Annotated in this window: 15 protein-coding genes; 13 read left to right on the top strand and 2 right to left on the bottom strand. The window is 59.9% G+C overall.

Annotated elements, in window-relative coordinates:
• Positions 1-5: 5 nt before the first annotated feature.
• Positions 6-536, bottom strand: coding sequence for a YqaA family protein (locus ACFO6X_RS13470; protein WP_382433911.1), 531 nt, complete (start codon positions 534-536; stop codon positions 6-8).
• A 113-nt stretch (positions 537-649) separates the two neighbouring features.
• Here ACFO6X_RS13470 and dusB point away from each other — a divergent pair, with 113 nt between their 5' ends.
• From dusB to ACFO6X_RS13405, 13 genes are all read left to right on the top strand, one after another.
• On the top strand, positions 650-1,687 hold the full coding sequence (gene dusB / locus ACFO6X_RS13465; RefSeq protein ID WP_382433909.1) for a tRNA dihydrouridine synthase DusB: 1,038 nt from the start codon (positions 650-652) through the stop codon (positions 1,685-1,687).
• The gene (locus ACFO6X_RS13460; RefSeq protein ID WP_382433907.1) at positions 1,684-1,917 is read left to right on the top strand and encodes a Fis family transcriptional regulator; all 234 of its coding nucleotides are present in this window, start codon (positions 1,684-1,686) and stop codon (positions 1,915-1,917) included. Before dusB ends, ACFO6X_RS13460 begins: the two co-directional genes overlap by 4 nt.
• Before the next feature lie 56 nt (positions 1,918-1,973).
• On the top strand, positions 1,974-3,560 hold the full coding sequence (gene purH, locus ACFO6X_RS13455; protein WP_382433905.1) for a bifunctional phosphoribosylaminoimidazolecarboxamide formyltransferase/IMP cyclohydrolase: 1,587 nt from the start codon (positions 1,974-1,976) through the stop codon (positions 3,558-3,560).
• A 34-nt stretch (positions 3,561-3,594) separates the two neighbouring features.
• Positions 3,595-4,644 (top strand): tRNA (adenosine(37)-N6)-threonylcarbamoyltransferase complex transferase subunit TsaD, encoded by a 1,050-nt coding sequence (gene tsaD / locus ACFO6X_RS13450; RefSeq protein WP_382433903.1) that lies wholly within the window; start codon positions 3,595-3,597, stop codon positions 4,642-4,644.
• A complete protein-coding gene (locus ACFO6X_RS13445; RefSeq protein ID WP_382433901.1) occupies positions 4,644-5,903 on the top strand; it encodes a putative Na+/H+ antiporter in 1,260 nt (419 codons plus the stop codon). The genes tsaD and ACFO6X_RS13445 overlap by 1 nt, the downstream gene beginning before the upstream one ends.
• Before the next feature lie 181 nt (positions 5,904-6,084).
• The gene (locus tag ACFO6X_RS13440; RefSeq protein ID WP_382433899.1) at positions 6,085-7,446 is read left to right on the top strand and encodes an efflux transporter outer membrane subunit; all 1,362 of its coding nucleotides are present in this window, start codon (positions 6,085-6,087) and stop codon (positions 7,444-7,446) included.
• A gap of 62 nt (positions 7,447-7,508) precedes the next feature.
• A complete protein-coding gene (locus ACFO6X_RS13435) occupies positions 7,509-8,882 on the top strand; it encodes an efflux RND transporter periplasmic adaptor subunit (protein ID WP_382433897.1) in 1,374 nt (457 codons plus the stop codon).
• The gene (locus ACFO6X_RS13430) at positions 8,879-9,619 is read left to right on the top strand and encodes an ABC transporter ATP-binding protein (RefSeq protein WP_382433895.1); all 741 of its coding nucleotides are present in this window, start codon (positions 8,879-8,881) and stop codon (positions 9,617-9,619) included. The genes ACFO6X_RS13435 and ACFO6X_RS13430 overlap by 4 nt, the downstream gene beginning before the upstream one ends.
• A complete protein-coding gene (locus ACFO6X_RS13425; RefSeq protein ID WP_382433893.1) occupies positions 9,619-10,824 on the top strand; it encodes an ABC transporter permease in 1,206 nt (401 codons plus the stop codon). The genes ACFO6X_RS13430 and ACFO6X_RS13425 overlap by 1 nt, the downstream gene beginning before the upstream one ends.
• A 115-nt stretch (positions 10,825-10,939) precedes the next feature.
• Complete coding sequence (locus ACFO6X_RS13420; RefSeq protein WP_382433891.1) at positions 10,940-12,289, top strand: branched-chain amino acid ABC transporter substrate-binding protein; 1,350 nt, start codon at positions 10,940-10,942, stop codon at positions 12,287-12,289.
• A gap of 269 nt (positions 12,290-12,558) precedes the next feature.
• Positions 12,559-13,878: an isocitrate lyase gene (gene aceA, locus ACFO6X_RS13415; RefSeq protein WP_382433889.1), complete on the top strand. Its 1,320-nt coding sequence runs from the start codon at positions 12,559-12,561 to the stop codon at positions 13,876-13,878.
• Between the two features lie 95 nt (positions 13,879-13,973).
• Entirely contained in the window at positions 13,974-14,399 is a 426-nt protein-coding gene (locus ACFO6X_RS13410; RefSeq protein WP_382433887.1) for a hypothetical protein, read from the top strand.
• Positions 14,396-15,367 (top strand): CapA family protein, encoded by a 972-nt coding sequence (locus ACFO6X_RS13405; protein WP_382433885.1) that lies wholly within the window; start codon positions 14,396-14,398, stop codon positions 15,365-15,367. The genes ACFO6X_RS13410 and ACFO6X_RS13405 overlap by 4 nt, the downstream gene beginning before the upstream one ends.
• 30 nt (positions 15,368-15,397) lie before the next feature.
• On the opposite strand, the gene ACFO6X_RS13400 is transcribed toward ACFO6X_RS13405, so the two are convergent.
• Positions 15,398-16,252 (bottom strand): acetyltransferase, encoded by an 855-nt coding sequence (locus ACFO6X_RS13400; RefSeq protein ID WP_382433883.1) that lies wholly within the window; start codon positions 16,250-16,252, stop codon positions 15,398-15,400.
• Positions 16,253-16,330 lie beyond the last annotated feature (78 nt).

Below are 16,330 nucleotides of genomic sequence, written 5' to 3'. Positions count from 1 at the left end.
AGCGTTCAGCCAACCCCCAGCGTAGGAAACAGGTAGAGCAAGCCGCTGGTCATCACGACATAACGCAGCAGCTTGCCCACCGCCATATAGGCTACACAGGGCCAAAAGGGCAAGCGTAGCCAACCGGCCAATAGGCACAGCGGGTCACCCACTGCGGGCAGCCAACTGAGCAGGCAAGCCTTGGGGCCAAAGCGGCGCAGCCAGACACGGGCAATACGCTCGTGGCGTGAGCGGGGCTGGCGTTTGTCTGGTGCAGCGGCCTGCCCTGCGTGGTGGTGCTGGCGTGCCAAACGCCACGCCTTGTGCGCTCCCAAGCCCAACCACCAGTTCAAGGCTCCCCCCAGCGTGTTGCCCACTGTAGCCACCGCAATGGCCGGCCAAAACAGTGCTGGATTGAGCTTGATCAGGCCAAATACCACCGGCTCCGACCCCAATGGCATCAGGGTGGCCGAGATAAACGAAACCACAAAGACCGTGCTCAGCCCCAACTGTGGCAGCGCCAACAGTTCCAACAGGTGTTGCAGCCAGTTTTCCATGATGGGCGCGAGTGTAGTGGCGTGCAGTGCCCGCTTCTGCCCAAAATTTAAGCAGCTACAATTCTGCCTCCTTTTTCAGCAGATGCTGCCCGATTCTTCCTGCCATCCCCCCCATGCACATTGGCCCCATTCCTTTGGAAAACCGTCTGTTTGCTGCCCCGATGGCAGGCGTGACCGACCGGCCCTTTCGCCAACTCTGCCGGGCCTTGGGGGCAGGTTATGCGGTCAGTGAGATGGTCACATCGCGCAAAGACCTCTGGAACAGCCTGAAAACCTCGCGCCGGGCCAACCACGACGGTGAACCCGGCCCCATTGCAGTGCAAATTGCAGGCACCGATGCCGCCATGATGGCGGAGGCCGCCGTCTACAACATCGACCGTGGCGCGCAAATCATTGACATCAACATGGGCTGCCCCGCCAAAAAGGTGTGCAACAAATGGGCTGGCTCAGCATTGATGCAAAACGAAGCCCTGGCGGTAGAAATTGCGGCTGCCGTGGTGCAGGCCTGCCTGCCACACGGCGTGCCCGTGACGCTCAAGATGCGTACCGGTTGGTGCCAACAGCACAAAAATGCCGTGGCGTTGGCGCGCCAGTTGGAGGCCGTGGGCATCCAAATGCTGACGGTGCATGGCCGCACCCGCGAGCAAGGCTACAAGGGCGTGGCCGAATACGACACCATCGCAGCCGTTAAGCAGGCGGTGCGGGTGCCAGTGGTCGCCAACGGCGACATCGACAGCCCAGAAAAAGCCCGCGATGTGTTGGCGGCTACGGGTGCCGATGCACTGATGGTGGGCCGTGCCGCCCAAGGGCGGCCTTGGATCTTTCGCGAAATCGGCCATTTTTTAGCCACCGGCCAACACCTGCCCCCCCCCACCGTGGCCGAGGTGCGCCACCTTCTGCTGGAGCACCTGCAAGACCACTACCACCTCTATGGTGAACTGACAGGCGTGCGCAGCGCGCGCAAACACATTGCCTGGTATGTGCGTGGGCTGCCCGGTGGCGAGGCACTGCGCCAGCACATCAATACGGTGGACGACTGTGCCACGCAAGCGCAGGCCGTGGCCGATTATTTGGATGCCTTGGGCCAGCAGATGGAGCATCTGCCGGTGGCCTGTGCCTCTCTTTCCGAACCCGAAGAACTGCCTGCATGAGCAAACCTACCATTGAAGAATGCGTGCGCGACAGTCTGCAAGACTACTTTCGCGACCTCGACGGCGAAACCCCGGTCAATGTGTACGACATGGTGCTACACCTGGTCGAGAAACCCCTGTTAGAGGTCATCATGGCGCAAGCCGAACAAAACCAGTCGCGCGCTGCCCAATGGCTGGGCCTCAACCGCAACACCCTGCGCAAAAAGCTGGTAGAGCACCAACTGCTTTGAGCCCTCAGGCTCTGATTTTTTGATTTTTTATTCCCAACCCCTGACGCCCAAAAACCATGAGAGCACTCCTTTCCGTCTCCGACAAAACCGGCATTGTCGAATTTGCCCAAGCCCTGCACACTTTGGGTGTGCAACTGCTGTCCACGGGTGGCACAGCCAAACTGCTGGCCGATGCGGGCCTGCCTGTGACCGAAGTGGCCGAAGTCACCCAATTTCCAGAAATGCTCGATGGCCGCGTCAAAACCCTGCACCCCAAAGTGCATGGTGGCCTGCTGGCCCGCCGCGACTTGCCCGCCCACATGGCGGCACTGCAAGAGCATGGCATCGACACCATCGACCTGCTGGTGGTCAACCTCTACCCGTTTGAAGCCACAGTCGCCAAAATCGGCTGCACACTGGCCGATGCCATCGAGAACATCGACATTGGCGGCCCTGCCATGGTGCGCTCGGCTGCCAAAAACTGGCAAGACGTGGGGGTTGTGACCGATGCCAGCCAATACCCCGCCGTGATTGACGAGCTGCAAAAGCTGGGCAAGTTGTCTAATCAACTGCGTTTTGGCCTGTCGGTGGCCGCCTTTAACCGCATCAGCCAATACGATGGTGCCATCAGCAACTATCTGTCGAGTGTGCAGTTTGAAGAAGAAAAACTGAGCGAAGACTATGTGCCACAAATGGCGGTGTTCCCCGGCCAAGCCAATATGTACACCGTCAAGGTACAAGACCTGCGCTATGGCGAAAACAGCCACCAGCAAGCCGCTTGGTACCGCGATGTGAATCCCCCCGTCGGCTCCTTGGCCACTGGCGTGCAATTGCAAGGCAAAGAACTGAGCTACAACAACATTGCCGATGCCGATGCGGCTTGGGAATGCGTCAAGAGCTTTGACGAGCCTGCCTGTGTGATCGTCAAACACGCCAATCCCTGCGGCGTGGCCGTGGGCCAAGACCCGCTGGAGTGCTACACCAAAGCCTTCCAAACCGACCCCACCAGCGCCTTTGGCGGCATCATCGCCTTTAACCGCCCAGTCGATGGCGCTGCCGCCCAGGCCGTGTCTAAGCAGTTTGTCGAAGTGCTGATGGCCCCTGGCTTCACTGCCGAGGCGCTGGAAGTGTTCAAGAGCAAAGTCAATGTGCGCCTGATGCAAATTACCCTGCCCAACAACTATGGCAGCGTGCGCAACGCCATCGAAACCAAGCGTGTGGGTTCGGGCCTGCTGCTGCAAACGGGCGACAACCATGTGCTCACACTGGCCGACCTGAAAGTGGTCACCATCAAGCAACCCACCCCCAGTGAGCTGCAAGACCTGCTGTTTGCCTGGAAGGTGGCCCAATACGTCAAGAGCAATGCCATTGTTTTCTGCAAAAACGGTATGACGATGGGCGTAGGCGCAGGCCAAATGAGCCGCCTCGACTCGGCCCGCATTGCCAACATCAAGTCCCAAGCCGCCGATCTGTCGCTGGAAGGCACCGTGGTCGCCAGTGATGCCTTCTTCCCGTTCCGCGATGGTCTGGATGTGGTGGTGGAAGCCGGTGCTACCTGCATTGCCCAGCCCGGTGGCTCCATGCGTGACCAAGAGGTGATTGATGCTGCCAATGAGCACGGCGTAGCCATGGTCTTTACGGGCGTGCGCCACTTCCGCCACTGAGCGGACGGGCCATCGCTGCCCTACACTCGCACGCATGAGTTCACTGATTTTGGGAATCGAATCCTCGTGCGACGAAACCGGGGTGGCCTTGGTGCGCAGCACCCCCGGTGCGGCGGTGCCCACCTTGCTGGCCCATGCCCTGCACAGCCAGATCGACATGCACCAAGCCTATGGTGGCGTGGTGCCCGAACTGGCCAGCCGCGACCATATTCGCCGTGTGTTACCCCTGACCGATGCCGTACTGACCGAAGCTGGGCACCGGCTGGCCGATATAGATGTGGTGGCCTACACGCGTGGCCCCGGCTTGGCCGGTGCGCTCTTGGTAGGGGCCGGTGTAGCCTGTGCGCTTGGTGCGGCACTGGGCAAACCCGTGCTGGGCGTCCACCACCTAGAAGGGCACCTGCTATCGCCCTTCTTGAGCGCCGACCCTCCAGAGTTTCCTTTTGTGGCACTGCTCGTGTCGGGTGGGCATACCCAATTGATGCGGGTAGATGGTGTGGGCCAATACACGCTGCTGGGCGAAACCATTGATGATGCTGCTGGCGAAGCCTTTGACAAGTCAGCCAAACTGCTAGGCTTGGGCTATCCTGGCGGGCCTGCGTTATCGCGTTTGGCAGAACAAGGCCAAGCCGATGCCTTCAAACTGCCACGTCCACTGCTGCACAGTGGCAACCTCGACTTTTCTTTTGCAGGCCTGAAAACCGCCGTACTGACCCAAGCCAAAAAACTGGGCCACGATCTGGAGGCCCGCAAGGCCGATCTGGCTGCCAGCACACAGGCCGCCATCGTCGATGTGTTGGTCAAAAAATCCCTCACGGCGCTAAAAGAGTCGGGGTTGCGCCGTCTGGTGGTGGCTGGGGGCGTTGGTGCCAACCGGTTGCTGCGTCAACAGCTCGATGCGGCTTGCTCCCGACTTAAAGTGCGCGTGCATTACCCCGAACTGCACCTGTGTACTGATAATGGCGCAATGATTGCTTTGGCTGGTGCCATGCGCTTGCAAGCCGGTCAACAGCAAGCCACCACCGTCTACGCTTTCGATGTACGGCCCCGCTGGCCTTTGGATGCGCTGCAGGAGACAGCCTGATGCCCGATCCCACCCCCATGCAGTTGGTGGGCACCATACTGTTTGCGCTGGCGGTACTGCACACCTTTTCCACCAAGTTCTTTGAGCACCTGGCACACACCCAGCCGCGCCATGCGGGCATCTGGCACCTGCTAGGCGAGGTGGAGGTGGTGTTTGGCTTTTGGGCCATGGTGCTGATGGTGTGTATGTTTGCCATGAACGGGCAGCACGAGGCCACACAATACCTAGATACGCGCAACTTTACCGAGCCGATGTTTGTTTTCGCCATCATGGTGATTGCTGGCACCCGGCCCATACTGCAATTTGCCGCCATGCTCGTGCAATGGGTGACACGGTTCATTCCACTGCACCATCGCATGGCGATGTATTTTGTGGTGCTAACGCTGGTGCCGATGCTCGGCTCTTTTATCACCGAACCGGCAGCCATGACGTTGGCTGCGCTGATGTTGCGCGACATGGTGTTTGCACGCAACGTATCGAGCAGGCTCAAATATGCCACGGTGGGCGTGCTATTTGTCAATATCTCTATTGGTGGCACCCTCACCCCATTTGCGGCACCGCCTGTGCTCATGGTTGCCAGTCAGTGGAACTGGGATTTGTGGTTCATGATCGGGCATCTGGGCTGGAAGGCTGCCGTGGCCGTGCTCGTCAATGCCGGTTGCGCCATGCTGTTGTTTGGCCGTGAACTGCGTGGCTTGGGCAAGTTAACGGCATCCACCACGCCTGAAGTGCCTTGGCAGGTGGTTCTGGTGCATCTGGCTTTTTTGGTGGGGGTGGTGGTGTTCTCACACCATCCTGCGGTGTTTATAGGGTTGTTGCTGTTTTTTCTGGGCTTTACCACCGCCTACCAGCGCCACCAAGACCCTTTGATCCTGCGTGAAGCCCTGCTGGTGGCCTTCTTTCTGGCCGGGCTAGTGGTGCTGGGTGGCTTGCAACAATGGTGGCTCCAGCCTGTGCTGATGGGGATGGATGCCACTACGGTCTTTTTTGGCGCCACCGCCTTGACCGCCATCACAGACAACGCAGCCCTTACCTACCTTGGCTCACTGGTAGAGGGTTTGAGCCAAGAGTTCAAGGTGGCGCTGGTAGCGGGGGCAGTGACTGGGGGCGGCCTCACCGTGATTGCCAATGCACCCAATCCAGCAGGGGCATCCATCCTGCGTGGCTACTTCGAGGACAACGCCATTCATCCTTTGGGGCTGCTGGTGGCAGCATTACCCCCCACACTGGTGGCGGTGCTGGCCTTTCGGGTGCTTTAATTGCCCCTCGCCTTTGCGTTGCCATAGGCGGGGCCGTGCTTTACCGCAAGTTCATCCGGGTATTGTGCAGCCGACAACATGGCACCGCACAATCAACGCTCTTGCAACGGCAGCCCGCACCTCCATGACCTTGTTTCCTCCTAGTTGCGTTTTCCGTCCTGTGGTGTGCTGGACAGGTGCAATGTTGCTGTCTGCCACATTGGCAGGCTGTGCCACCACCACAACGACATGGCCCACCGGCCTACCCGACTCCCCCCTGCCCACAGCCTGGGGCAACGCCGCCACAGCCACCACAGCCCCCCCCTCAACACCAACCTGGTGGTGGCAGCAGTTGGGCGACACCTCGCTCAACGCACTGATTGAGCAAGCTCTACAGGCCAACCCCAGTGTGCTGCAAGCCCAGGCTGCGCTGCAACAAGCCCGCGCCCAAGCGCAGGTGCAAGGCGCAGGCTTGGCACCCAGCGTGGATGCCAGTGCCTCTGCACAACGCAGCAAATCCAACGGCAACACCAACAACCGTTTTCAGGTGGGGCTGGATGCCAGTTGGGAATGGGATGTGTGGGGCCGACTGGAGGCTGGCCTGCAGGCCAGCCAAGCCGATGCCCGTGCCAGCCAAGCCAGCTTGGCCCAAACCCAAGTCACACTGGCTGCCGAGGTGGTACTCCACTACATCAATGTGCGCAGTTTGCAGGCCCGGCTGGGCATTGCCCAGCGCAACCTGGCAAGCCAGCGTGAAACCTGGCAACTGACCGACTGGCGTATGCAAGCGGGCCTAAGCACCTCACTGGTGCTGGAGCAAGCCCGGGCCAGCATGGAGCAAACCGCCGCACAAATTCCACAACTCCAGACCGACCTGGCCCAAACCCAGCACAGTCTGGCGGTACTAACAGGGCAGCACCCCACCGCACTCCACACACTGCTGGCCGATGTTCGCCCCGTGCCCCAACCTGCGGAGGATCTGGCACTGGCCCTGCCCGCCGAAACCCTGCGCCAACGCCCCGATGTACGGGTGGCTGAAGAGCGCATTCGCGCTGCTTTGGCCCGCGTGGAGCAGGCCGATGCCGCCCGTTACCCGAGTTTTCGCCTCGGTGGCTCCATTGGCCTGAGCGCGCTCAGCCTGGGCTCGCTGGGCAGCGGCGCTGCTGTTACCAACGCGCTCTTGGCCAGCATATCGGCACCCTTATTGGATGGAGGCGCAGCCCGTGCCCAAGTGCGCGTGCAAGCAGCCGCCTTAGAACAAGCGCGTAGGGCTTATCAAGCCACGGTACTCACCGCACTGCAAGAGGTAGAAGACGCGCTGGTAGCCCTGCGTGGCGACCGCGAACGTCTGCAACGCCTGCAAGCGGCTGCCGAGGCCGCACAAAACGCTGCCCTGCTGGCCCAGCAACGCTACGGCAGCGGCCTGATCGATTTTCAATCGGTGTTAGAGACCCAGCGCACCCTGCTCTCTACCCAAGACAGCGTAGCCAGCACCGAAGCCAGCGTAGCCGCTGACCACGTACGCCTATACAAAGCACTGGGCGGCGGCTGGACACCCTCCTGAGCGCCACAAAAGACCCTTGCCCTGCTTCTGTTGTTCTGCACTGCCCCTTTTTGCCTACCGCCATGACTGCCCCTAACGCCCACAGCACCGTGACACCCCCACCCCCCGCTGCGGCTGCCCCTGCCGTTTCTGCCACAGGCCTACAAGCCCTGCTGGGCGCCCGTGCCAGTCGCCGCTGGTGGCAACGTGCCCCACTGTGGCTGGGTTTAGCCGCTGTGGGGCTGGCTGCACTGGGCTACCCATACTGGCAGCAACGCCAACAGGCCCAAGCAGCACCCCGCTTTGTCACGGAAGAATTGCGCCGGGGCGACATCACCTTGAGTGTGGCTGCCAATGGCACTTTGCAGCCCACACGATCGGTCAACATTGGCAGCGAACTGTCGGGCACCGTGCGCCGGGTGCTGGTGGATGTGAACGATCAAGTGAAAAAAGGCCAGTTGCTGGTAGAGCTGGACACGGCCAAACTCTCAGCCCAAGTGCTGCGCTCTCGGGCCAATTTGGCCTCAGCCCACGCCCGTCTAGCCCAAGCCAGCGCCACCGTACAAGAGGCCCGCGCCAATCTGGCCCGCCTAGAGGAAGTGGCACGGCTGTCTGGGGGCAAAGTGCCCTCCGAGGCCGAACTCGACACCGGTCGGGCCAACCTTGCCCGTGCTCAAGCAGAAGAGACCAGCGCCCATGCCAGCGTTGAAGATGCCAAAGCAGCCCTGTCTACCGACGAGACCAACTTAGGCAAAGCATCTATCCGCTCGCCCATTGATGGCGTAGTGCTGTCACGCACCGTAGAACCGGGCAATGCGGTGGCAGCCTCGCTGCAAGCCGTCACCCTGATGACTGTGGCCGCAGACCTGACGCAGCTGGAATTGCAAGTCAATGTAGATGAAGCCGATGTGGGTGCAGTACGCGTGGGCCAAAAGGCCAGCTTTACCGTCAGCGCCTATCCTTCACGCAAATACCCCGCCAAGATCACCCGTGTGGCCTATGGCTCCACCAAAACCGACAACGTTGTCACCTACATCACTTGGCTGGATGTGGACAACCACGACCTGAGCTTGCGTCCGGGCATGACAGCCGCCGCCACCATCACCGCCACCGAACGCACCGAAGTGCTGCTGGTGCCCAATACCGCCCTGCGCTTCACCCCCCGCACCCCCGACAGCAACACCGACAAACCCGCAGGCAGTGGTGGTGGGCTGGTCTCGCAATTGATGCCGCGCCCCCCCCGCCCTCAGGGCCAGGGCGGCGGACGCAAGGCGGGTGAGGCTGGGGGCAATGCTGGACGGATGCGCCAGATCTGGATTCTGAAAAACGGCGTGCCCGAAGCCGTGCAAGTACGTGCGGGCATCAGCGATGGCCGCCTCACAGAAGTCAGTGCCGAGGGGCTGGAGCCGGGCATGGCCGTGATCACCGACCAGCGCAGCAGCAAGGCCGCGCCATGAATGACCACACCACCAGTACACCCCTGATCCGGCTGCGTGGCATCACCAAGGTCTATGGTGAAGGGACGCTGGCCTTTCAGGCTCTCAAAGGGGTAGATTTGGATATCGCCGAGGGCGATTTCGTTGCCATCATGGGGCCCAGTGGCTCGGGCAAATCCACCGCCATGAACACCCTAGGCTGCCTAGACCGGCCCAGCACTGGCGAGTACCTGTTCCGGGGCGAGCATGTAGAGGCTCTCAGCCGCGACCAACGTGCGCTGCTGCGACGGCGTTATTTTGGCTTTGTGTTTCAGGGCTTTAACTTGCTGGCCCGCACCTCGGCACAAGAAAACGTAGAGCTGCCGCTGCTTTACCGGGGAGAAAATGCCGCCACCCGCCACACGGCCGCACAGAAGGCGCTGGCCTCGGTGGGGCTGGCAGGCTGGGAACACCACACCCCCGCCGAACTCTCCGGTGGACAGCAGCAACGCGTGGCCATTGCCCGGGCCATCGTCACGCAACCTGCCGTGTTGTTGGCCGATGAGCCTACTGGCAACCTCGACACCCAACGCAGCCACGAAATCATGGAGCTGCTCTGGCAGCTCAACCACGAACAGGGCATTACGGTGCTGATGGTGACGCACGAGCCCGACATGGCCGCCTATGCCCGGCGCATCGTACATTTTGTCGATGGTCTGGTAGCCAGCGATACGCCCAATGCGCACCCCGCTGGACTGCGTGCCACGGAGGCTTGCTGATGCTGTTCAATACCTTGCTGCTGGCCTTGCGCTCTATCCGGCGCAACCTGATGCGCTCCTTTCTCACCATTCTGGGTATCGTCATTGGTGTCAGTGCCGTCATTACGATGGTGACGCTGGGCAATGGAGCCACGTTGGCAGTCCAGAACCAAATTGCTGGGTTGGGCACCAACTTGCTGCAAGTGCGCCCCGGCCAACGCATGGGGCCGGGTGGCAACTGGGGCGTGCCCTCGTTTAAAGATGTGGATGCCGATGCCATTGCACAGCAAATTGGCGGCATTCTGGCCGTGGCCCCCGAAGGGCGCACCAACACCACCGTGGTGGCCGGGGGGCGCAACTGGACAAGCAGCGTCATTGGCAGCACCAATGCTTGGCTGCAAACGGGCAACTGGAGCGTGCGCTGGGGCCGCGAGTTTTCTGAGGATGAACTGCGCGCCGGGGCGGCGGTGTGCTTGATTGGTGAAACCATTCGGCGCGAACTGTTCGGCACTGGTGATGCCGTGGGTGGGCAATTGCGCGTCAAGCAAATGTCATGCGAAATCATTGGCGTGCTAGCCGCCAAAGGCCAAGGTGCTTTTGGCAATGACCAAGACGAAGTGGTGCTGCTGCCCCTCAAAACGCTGCAACGGCGTGTGACGGGCAGCACGCGCGTGCAGACCCTGCTGGTATCGATGCAAGACGATAGCGACCCCGAGCGCGTCAAATCCAGCCTCACACAACTGCTGCGCGAACGGCGCAAGCTGGCCGCTGCCGACGAAAACAACTTCAACATCCTCGACACCCAGCAATTGGCCGAAACCATGTCGGGTACCACCAAGGTCATGACCATGCTACTCGGCGCAGTGGCCGCCGTCAGCCTGCTGGTGGGCGGCATTGGCATCATGAACATCATGTTGGTGAGCGTGACCGAACGTACCCGCGAAATCGGTCTGCGCCTAGCCATTGGTGCCCTAGAGCGCGAAGTGCTGCTGCAATTCCTCATCGAAGCCGTGGTGCTGTCCAGCCTGGGCGGCATCATCGGCATCGTGCTAGCTACAGGTGCTTCGCTGGTGTTGGCGGGGGTGATGGACGTGCCCTACGTGTTCAATCTGGGTGTGAATGTGCTGTCGTTTGTGTTCTCGGCAGGTATCGGGGTGATTTTTGGCTACTTCCCAGCCCGGCGGGCAGCACGGCTTGATCCGATTGATGCCCTGCGCCACGAATAGACACCGTATTGGCACAAAATCGCCCCTGCTGCGGCACTAACATCGCCGCCAGCTTCCCCTGCTGTGGTTGCCACCAAGCACCCACGCTCTCCAGACCACCAAGAAAGCCATTCTCATGCCCTCTCCGGTTTATGCTCCCTTGTCTTTGTCTGCGGGTGCCTTGCGCGGCACCATTGCATCTGCCCTGGCAGCTCTGACACTGGCGGCCCTGCCCACCGCCTCTTGGGCGCAAACCACCCCCACCCGACCCGTGGCCCCCGCCAGCACGGCCGCGCCTATCAAACTGGCACTGATCGAAAGCCTCTCTGGCCCCTTTGCCAACACTGGCGAGGCCGTGTTTCGCAATATCGTCTGGGCAACCGAGCGCGTCAATGCACGCGGCGGCGTGCAGCTGCCCGCCAACGCCGGAGGCCCGCGCCCACTGGCCATACAACGCTATGACAGCAAGGGCCAGAATGAAGAAGCCCTATCGGCCCTGCGCGCGGCGATTGACGATGGCGCTCGCGTGATTTTGCAAGGTAACTCCTCCGCCACGGCAGCCGCGCTGCTCGATGCCATCAACAAGCACAACAGCCGCGAGCCCGACAAGCGGGTGCTGTTTTTGAACTACTCTGCCGTCGATCCGGTACTGACCAACGAAAAATGCAGCTTCTGGCATTTTCGCTTTGATGCCCATGCCGATATGCGCATGGCGGCGCTGATGGACGTGGTGCGCGCCGACAGCGCCCTAAAAAGCGTCTACCTGATTGGTCAAGACTACAGCTTTGGTCAGGCCGTGCTGCGCGAAGCCAAGCGCCAACTGGCTGCCCAACGCCCAGAGGTTGCCATTGTGGGTGACGAACTGCACCCAATAGGCCGCGTCAAGGATTTTGCCCCCTACGCCGTCAAAATCAAATCCAGTGGCGCGCAAGCGGTCATCACTGGCAACTGGGGCAATGACCTGACCCTGCTGGTCAAGGCAGCACGCGAGGTGGGATTCAATGGCACGTTCTACACCTTCTATGGCAATGCACTAGGGGCACCAGCCGCTTTAGGCGATGCGGGTGTCGGCAAAGTGGTAGCCGTAGCCGATTGGCTGCCCAATGTGCCCGGTGCCGCCAGCGAAGGCTTCTACCAATCTTTTCGCCAGCGTTTCCCACAGCCACAAGATGACTATGTACACATGCGGATGCAGCTGATGGTCGAGACCTTGGCCCAATCCATCGAGCGCGCCGCCAGCACCGACACCGTAGCCGTGGCACGGCAAATGGAAAATGCCAGCGTGCAACTGGCAGGCCGCAGCGGTGCCATGCGTGCCGCTGACCACCAGTTCCAGCAGCCTCTGGTAGTGGGCCTGATGGAAAAACAAGGCCAGTCTGGCGTCAAGTTTGATGTTGAAGGTTCGGGTTATGGCTTTCGCGTGCTGCGCGACATACCCGCCAGCCAGACGCAGCAACCACACCGCTGCACCATGCAACGCCCCTGACGCTATTATTTTCTTACCAAGTGGTTTTTGATTTCTTATAGTGAAAAGATAAATTCTTGGGAGTAAAAAAAATTCCCATATCACGAAAATGTCATGCCACTATGAGAAAAACAATTCTAAGCCATTGATTTTTATTAGCAAATTCTTATGTCTTGTATAAGACATAAGAATTGCACAAGTCTTCTATAAGACTTAAAGTAAACCCCAATGGCCCAGCAATGTAAGCCAACCCCTTTTAACCCGATTCAATCAACCCTTGGAGTTCACTCATGTCCCAAAACCTGACCCGCGAACAGCAAATTGCCGCCCTGGAAAAAGACTGGGCCGAAAACCCCCGCTGGAAGGGTGTCAAGCGTGGCTACAGCGCCGCTGACGTGGTTCGCCTGCGCGGTAGCCTGCAACCAGAATACACATTGGCCCAACGCGGTGCCAAGGTGCTGTGGGACAAAGTGAACGGCGGTGCCAAGAAGGGCTACGTGAACGCTTTCGGCGCCATCACTGCTGGTCAAGCCATGCAACAAGCCAAGGCTGGTTTGGAAGCCGTGTACCTGTCGGGCTGGCAAGTCGCTGCCGATGGCAACACTTCCGAAACCATGTACCCCGACCAGTCGCTGTACGCTTACGACTCGGTGCCCACCATGGTGCGCCGCATCAACAACACCTTCAAGCGTGCTGACGAGATCCAATGGTCGCGTGGCATCAACCCCGGCGACGAAGGCTTTATCGACTACTTCCTGCCCATCGTGGCAGACGCTGAAGCCGGTTTCGGTGGCGTGCTCAATGCCTTCGAACTGATGAAGAACATGATTGCCTCCGGTGCCGCCGGTGTTCACTTTGAAGACCAACTGGCTGCTGCCAAGAAGTGCGGCCACATGGGTGGCAAGGTGCTGGTTCCTACCCGTGAAGCCTGCGAAAAGCTGATCTCGGCCCGTTTTGCCGCTGACGTGATGGGCGTGCCCACCCTGATTCTGGCCCGTACCGACGCAGAAGCCGCCAACCTGATCACCTCCGACTACGACGAAAACGACAAGCCCTTCCTGACTGGCGAGCGCACCCAAGAAGGCTTCTTCCGTGTCAAGAACGGTCTGGAGCAATCCATCAGCCGTGGCGTGGCTTACGCCCCCTACGCTGACTTGGTGTGGTGCGAAACTGGCGTGCCAGACATCGGCTTCGCCCGCGAATTTGCCCAAGCCGTGCTGGCTGCCAACCCTGGCAAGCTGCTGTCGTACAACTGCTCGCCTTCCTTCAACTGGAAGAAGAACCTCAACGACAGCCAAATCGCTTCCTTCCAAGAAGAACTGTCGGCACTGGGCTACAAGTACCAGTTCATCACCTTGGCTGGCATCCACGTCAACTGGTACAACACCTTCAAGTTTGCCAAGGCCTACGCTGGCGGCGAAGGCATGAAGCACTACGTTGAAATGGTGCAAGAGCCTGAATTCGCAGCCCGCGAACAAGGTTACACCTTCGTGTCGCACCAACAAGAAGTCGGCACTGGTTACTTCGACGACGTGACCACCGTGATCCAAGGCGGCTCTTCCTCCGTCAAGGCCCTGACTGGTTCTACCGAAGAAGAACAGTTCCACTGATCTGAGTCGTCTGCCCTGCTTGCCTACCAGCAGGGCGGAAGAGACAGCCACAGCAAGCCACCCCTTGGGGTGGCTTTTTTCTGCACAATGCAACCATGAATCGCTTGCAAACATCGAGTGTTGTTGGGGGGCTGCTCATGGGGGCTTGGGCCGCCGGGCTATCGCCAGCATGGGCAGCCACCCAGTTGGAATGCCAAGTCACCTACGCCGGCACCACAGAAACCATCATCGCCCAGCCCACCGACAACCCTTACACAGTCGCCGCAACGGACATTGCTGGGCGTTTTCGTTTCAAGCCGGTACTGGTAGCCCAAGCCAACCAACTGCGCTATGTGAGCATTTATGTCTATCAGCAAACTAGGCACCAGCCCACATTGATACAACAAGCCAAATACCTCCCCCCCTACCCGCTCCCTGGGCCTACGGGGCACATCGCCCTCACAGGTGAACAGCGCCTGTATGCCGGAACAATGGAGCGTGAACTAATGTACCAATGCACCTTGGCGGAGGCGAAGCCATGAAATGGGCACTGGCTTTGCTATTGGGCATAGCGTGCGGTCTGGCACGGGCAGAGACGCCTTCGTTTTCTTTGGTGTTTGCGGGCGATACCACCTTGGACGATGCAGCCGGGGCTTTGATTGCACGCGGGGGTGATCCACTGGCCCATGTCGCGCCACTGTTTGCCAAGGCCGACTTGCGTATTGCCAATTTGGAATGTGTGGTGGCCACCACCGGCGAGCCGGGGGATAAAAACTACACCTTCCGCGCCCACCCACGTGTATTGCCGGTATTGCGCCGCCACTTGGATGGGGTCACGTTGGCCAACAACCACTCGGGCGACTATGGCCGGGCAGCCTTTGCCGAAATGCTGGGCTTGCTCAAGGCGGCTGACTTGGCCCAAACAGGGGGTGGTCACAATTTAGGCCAAGCCCATACACCGTGGTTGGTAGAGCGTGCTGGTTTGCGCATAGCCCTGTTCAGCTACAACGAATTCATGCCGCGCAGTTTTGAGGCCGACCACGATGCTCCCGGCATTGCTTGGAGCGAAGACGAGCAGGTGGTGGCAGATATTGAGCGTGCACGCCAACAGCATCGGGCCGATCTGGTTTTAGTCTTCATGCACTGGGGCTGGGAAAACGAGTTGACGGCCAACCACCGGCAACGGCAACTGGCCCGTTTGCTGATGGATGCCGGGGCAGACGCCATCATTGGCGGGCACCCCCATGTGACCCAAGACGTGGAGTTGTACCAAGGCAAGCCTATCATCTACAGCGTGGGCAACTTTGTCATGAAAGAAACCGACAACGAACGCCAGCGCCAAGCATGGGTGTTGCGTATGACCTTCGATGCGCAAGGAGCCAGCGGATTTAGCACCCACCCGGTGCGACTCGATGCCAACGGCATTCCGCACCCGGATCACCCACACCCCAGCCCCTGCTGGCAGCGGGGCCAACACCAGCCGGGGTGGTGCATGACTCCCCAGCACTGAGCCTTTTCATCATAGGCAACGGCGGTGGATTTAACGCTGCGCCAGCAAGTTGGTCATCGCTTGGTCTTTTTCTTGCCACACACCATCAAGCCAGGTCTGCAACTGCGCCCGCTGTTTACCCCCGGCTTTGAGCAATTCGGGCGGAATAGGTCGCAACTGCACCTGCACCACCACATCGCCCAAACGGCCACACATGGCATCGACAAAGCTGGGCACCTTGTCTGGATAGACAATGGTGACGTCGATCAGACCATCCAACAGATCACCCAATGTGCCCAATGCCATCGTCACCGCCCCCGCTTTGGGCGCGAGCAGGTGCTGGTAGGGTGATTCTTGCTGTGTCTTTTTGGCTAACGTAAAGCGCGTACCCTCGGCAAAACTGGTCACGGTGGTGGGTACATGGCGAAACTTTTCGCAGGCCACCTTGGCATCGCGCAAGTCTTTGCGCGCCGTACCACCTCCACTGCCCCGGCGCATGAACGGAAAATCCAGTGCCCACCAAGCCAAATTCAAAATTGGCACATAGAGCAATTCACGCTTCAGAAAGAACTTCAGCATGGGCACACGCCGGTTGAGCACCCGTTGCAACACCAAGATATCCATCCAACTTTGGTGATTGCACACCAACAGATACCAGCCGTCTGCACGCAAACCCGGTGCCAACGCTACCTGCCAGTGGCTACGGTTAACGCTGCCGAGCCAAAAATTGTTTAAATCAATCCACAACGCTGGAATACGGTTCAAGATACGATCTGTCCAGCGGCGTACTGGCGCTAAGGGCACCAAGAGCTTGAGCAGGGCCAGTGGCACCATCAGGGCACAAAAGAGCAGGCTGTTGCACACCAGCACCAACGCGGCAAAACAGAACTTCAGGGCAGCAAGCATGGCAGAACAACACAGAAAAGGCACCACAGCCGCAAGCACCACAGCGGCACCTGCACAGCGGGGCATCAAAGAAGGTTA

Source organism: Giesbergeria sinuosa (genome assembly GCF_042652905.1).
Classification (GTDB): Bacteria; Pseudomonadota; Gammaproteobacteria; order Burkholderiales; family Burkholderiaceae_C; genus Simplicispira; species Simplicispira sinuosa.
This window is presented reverse-complemented; position numbering and strand designations above follow the sequence as displayed.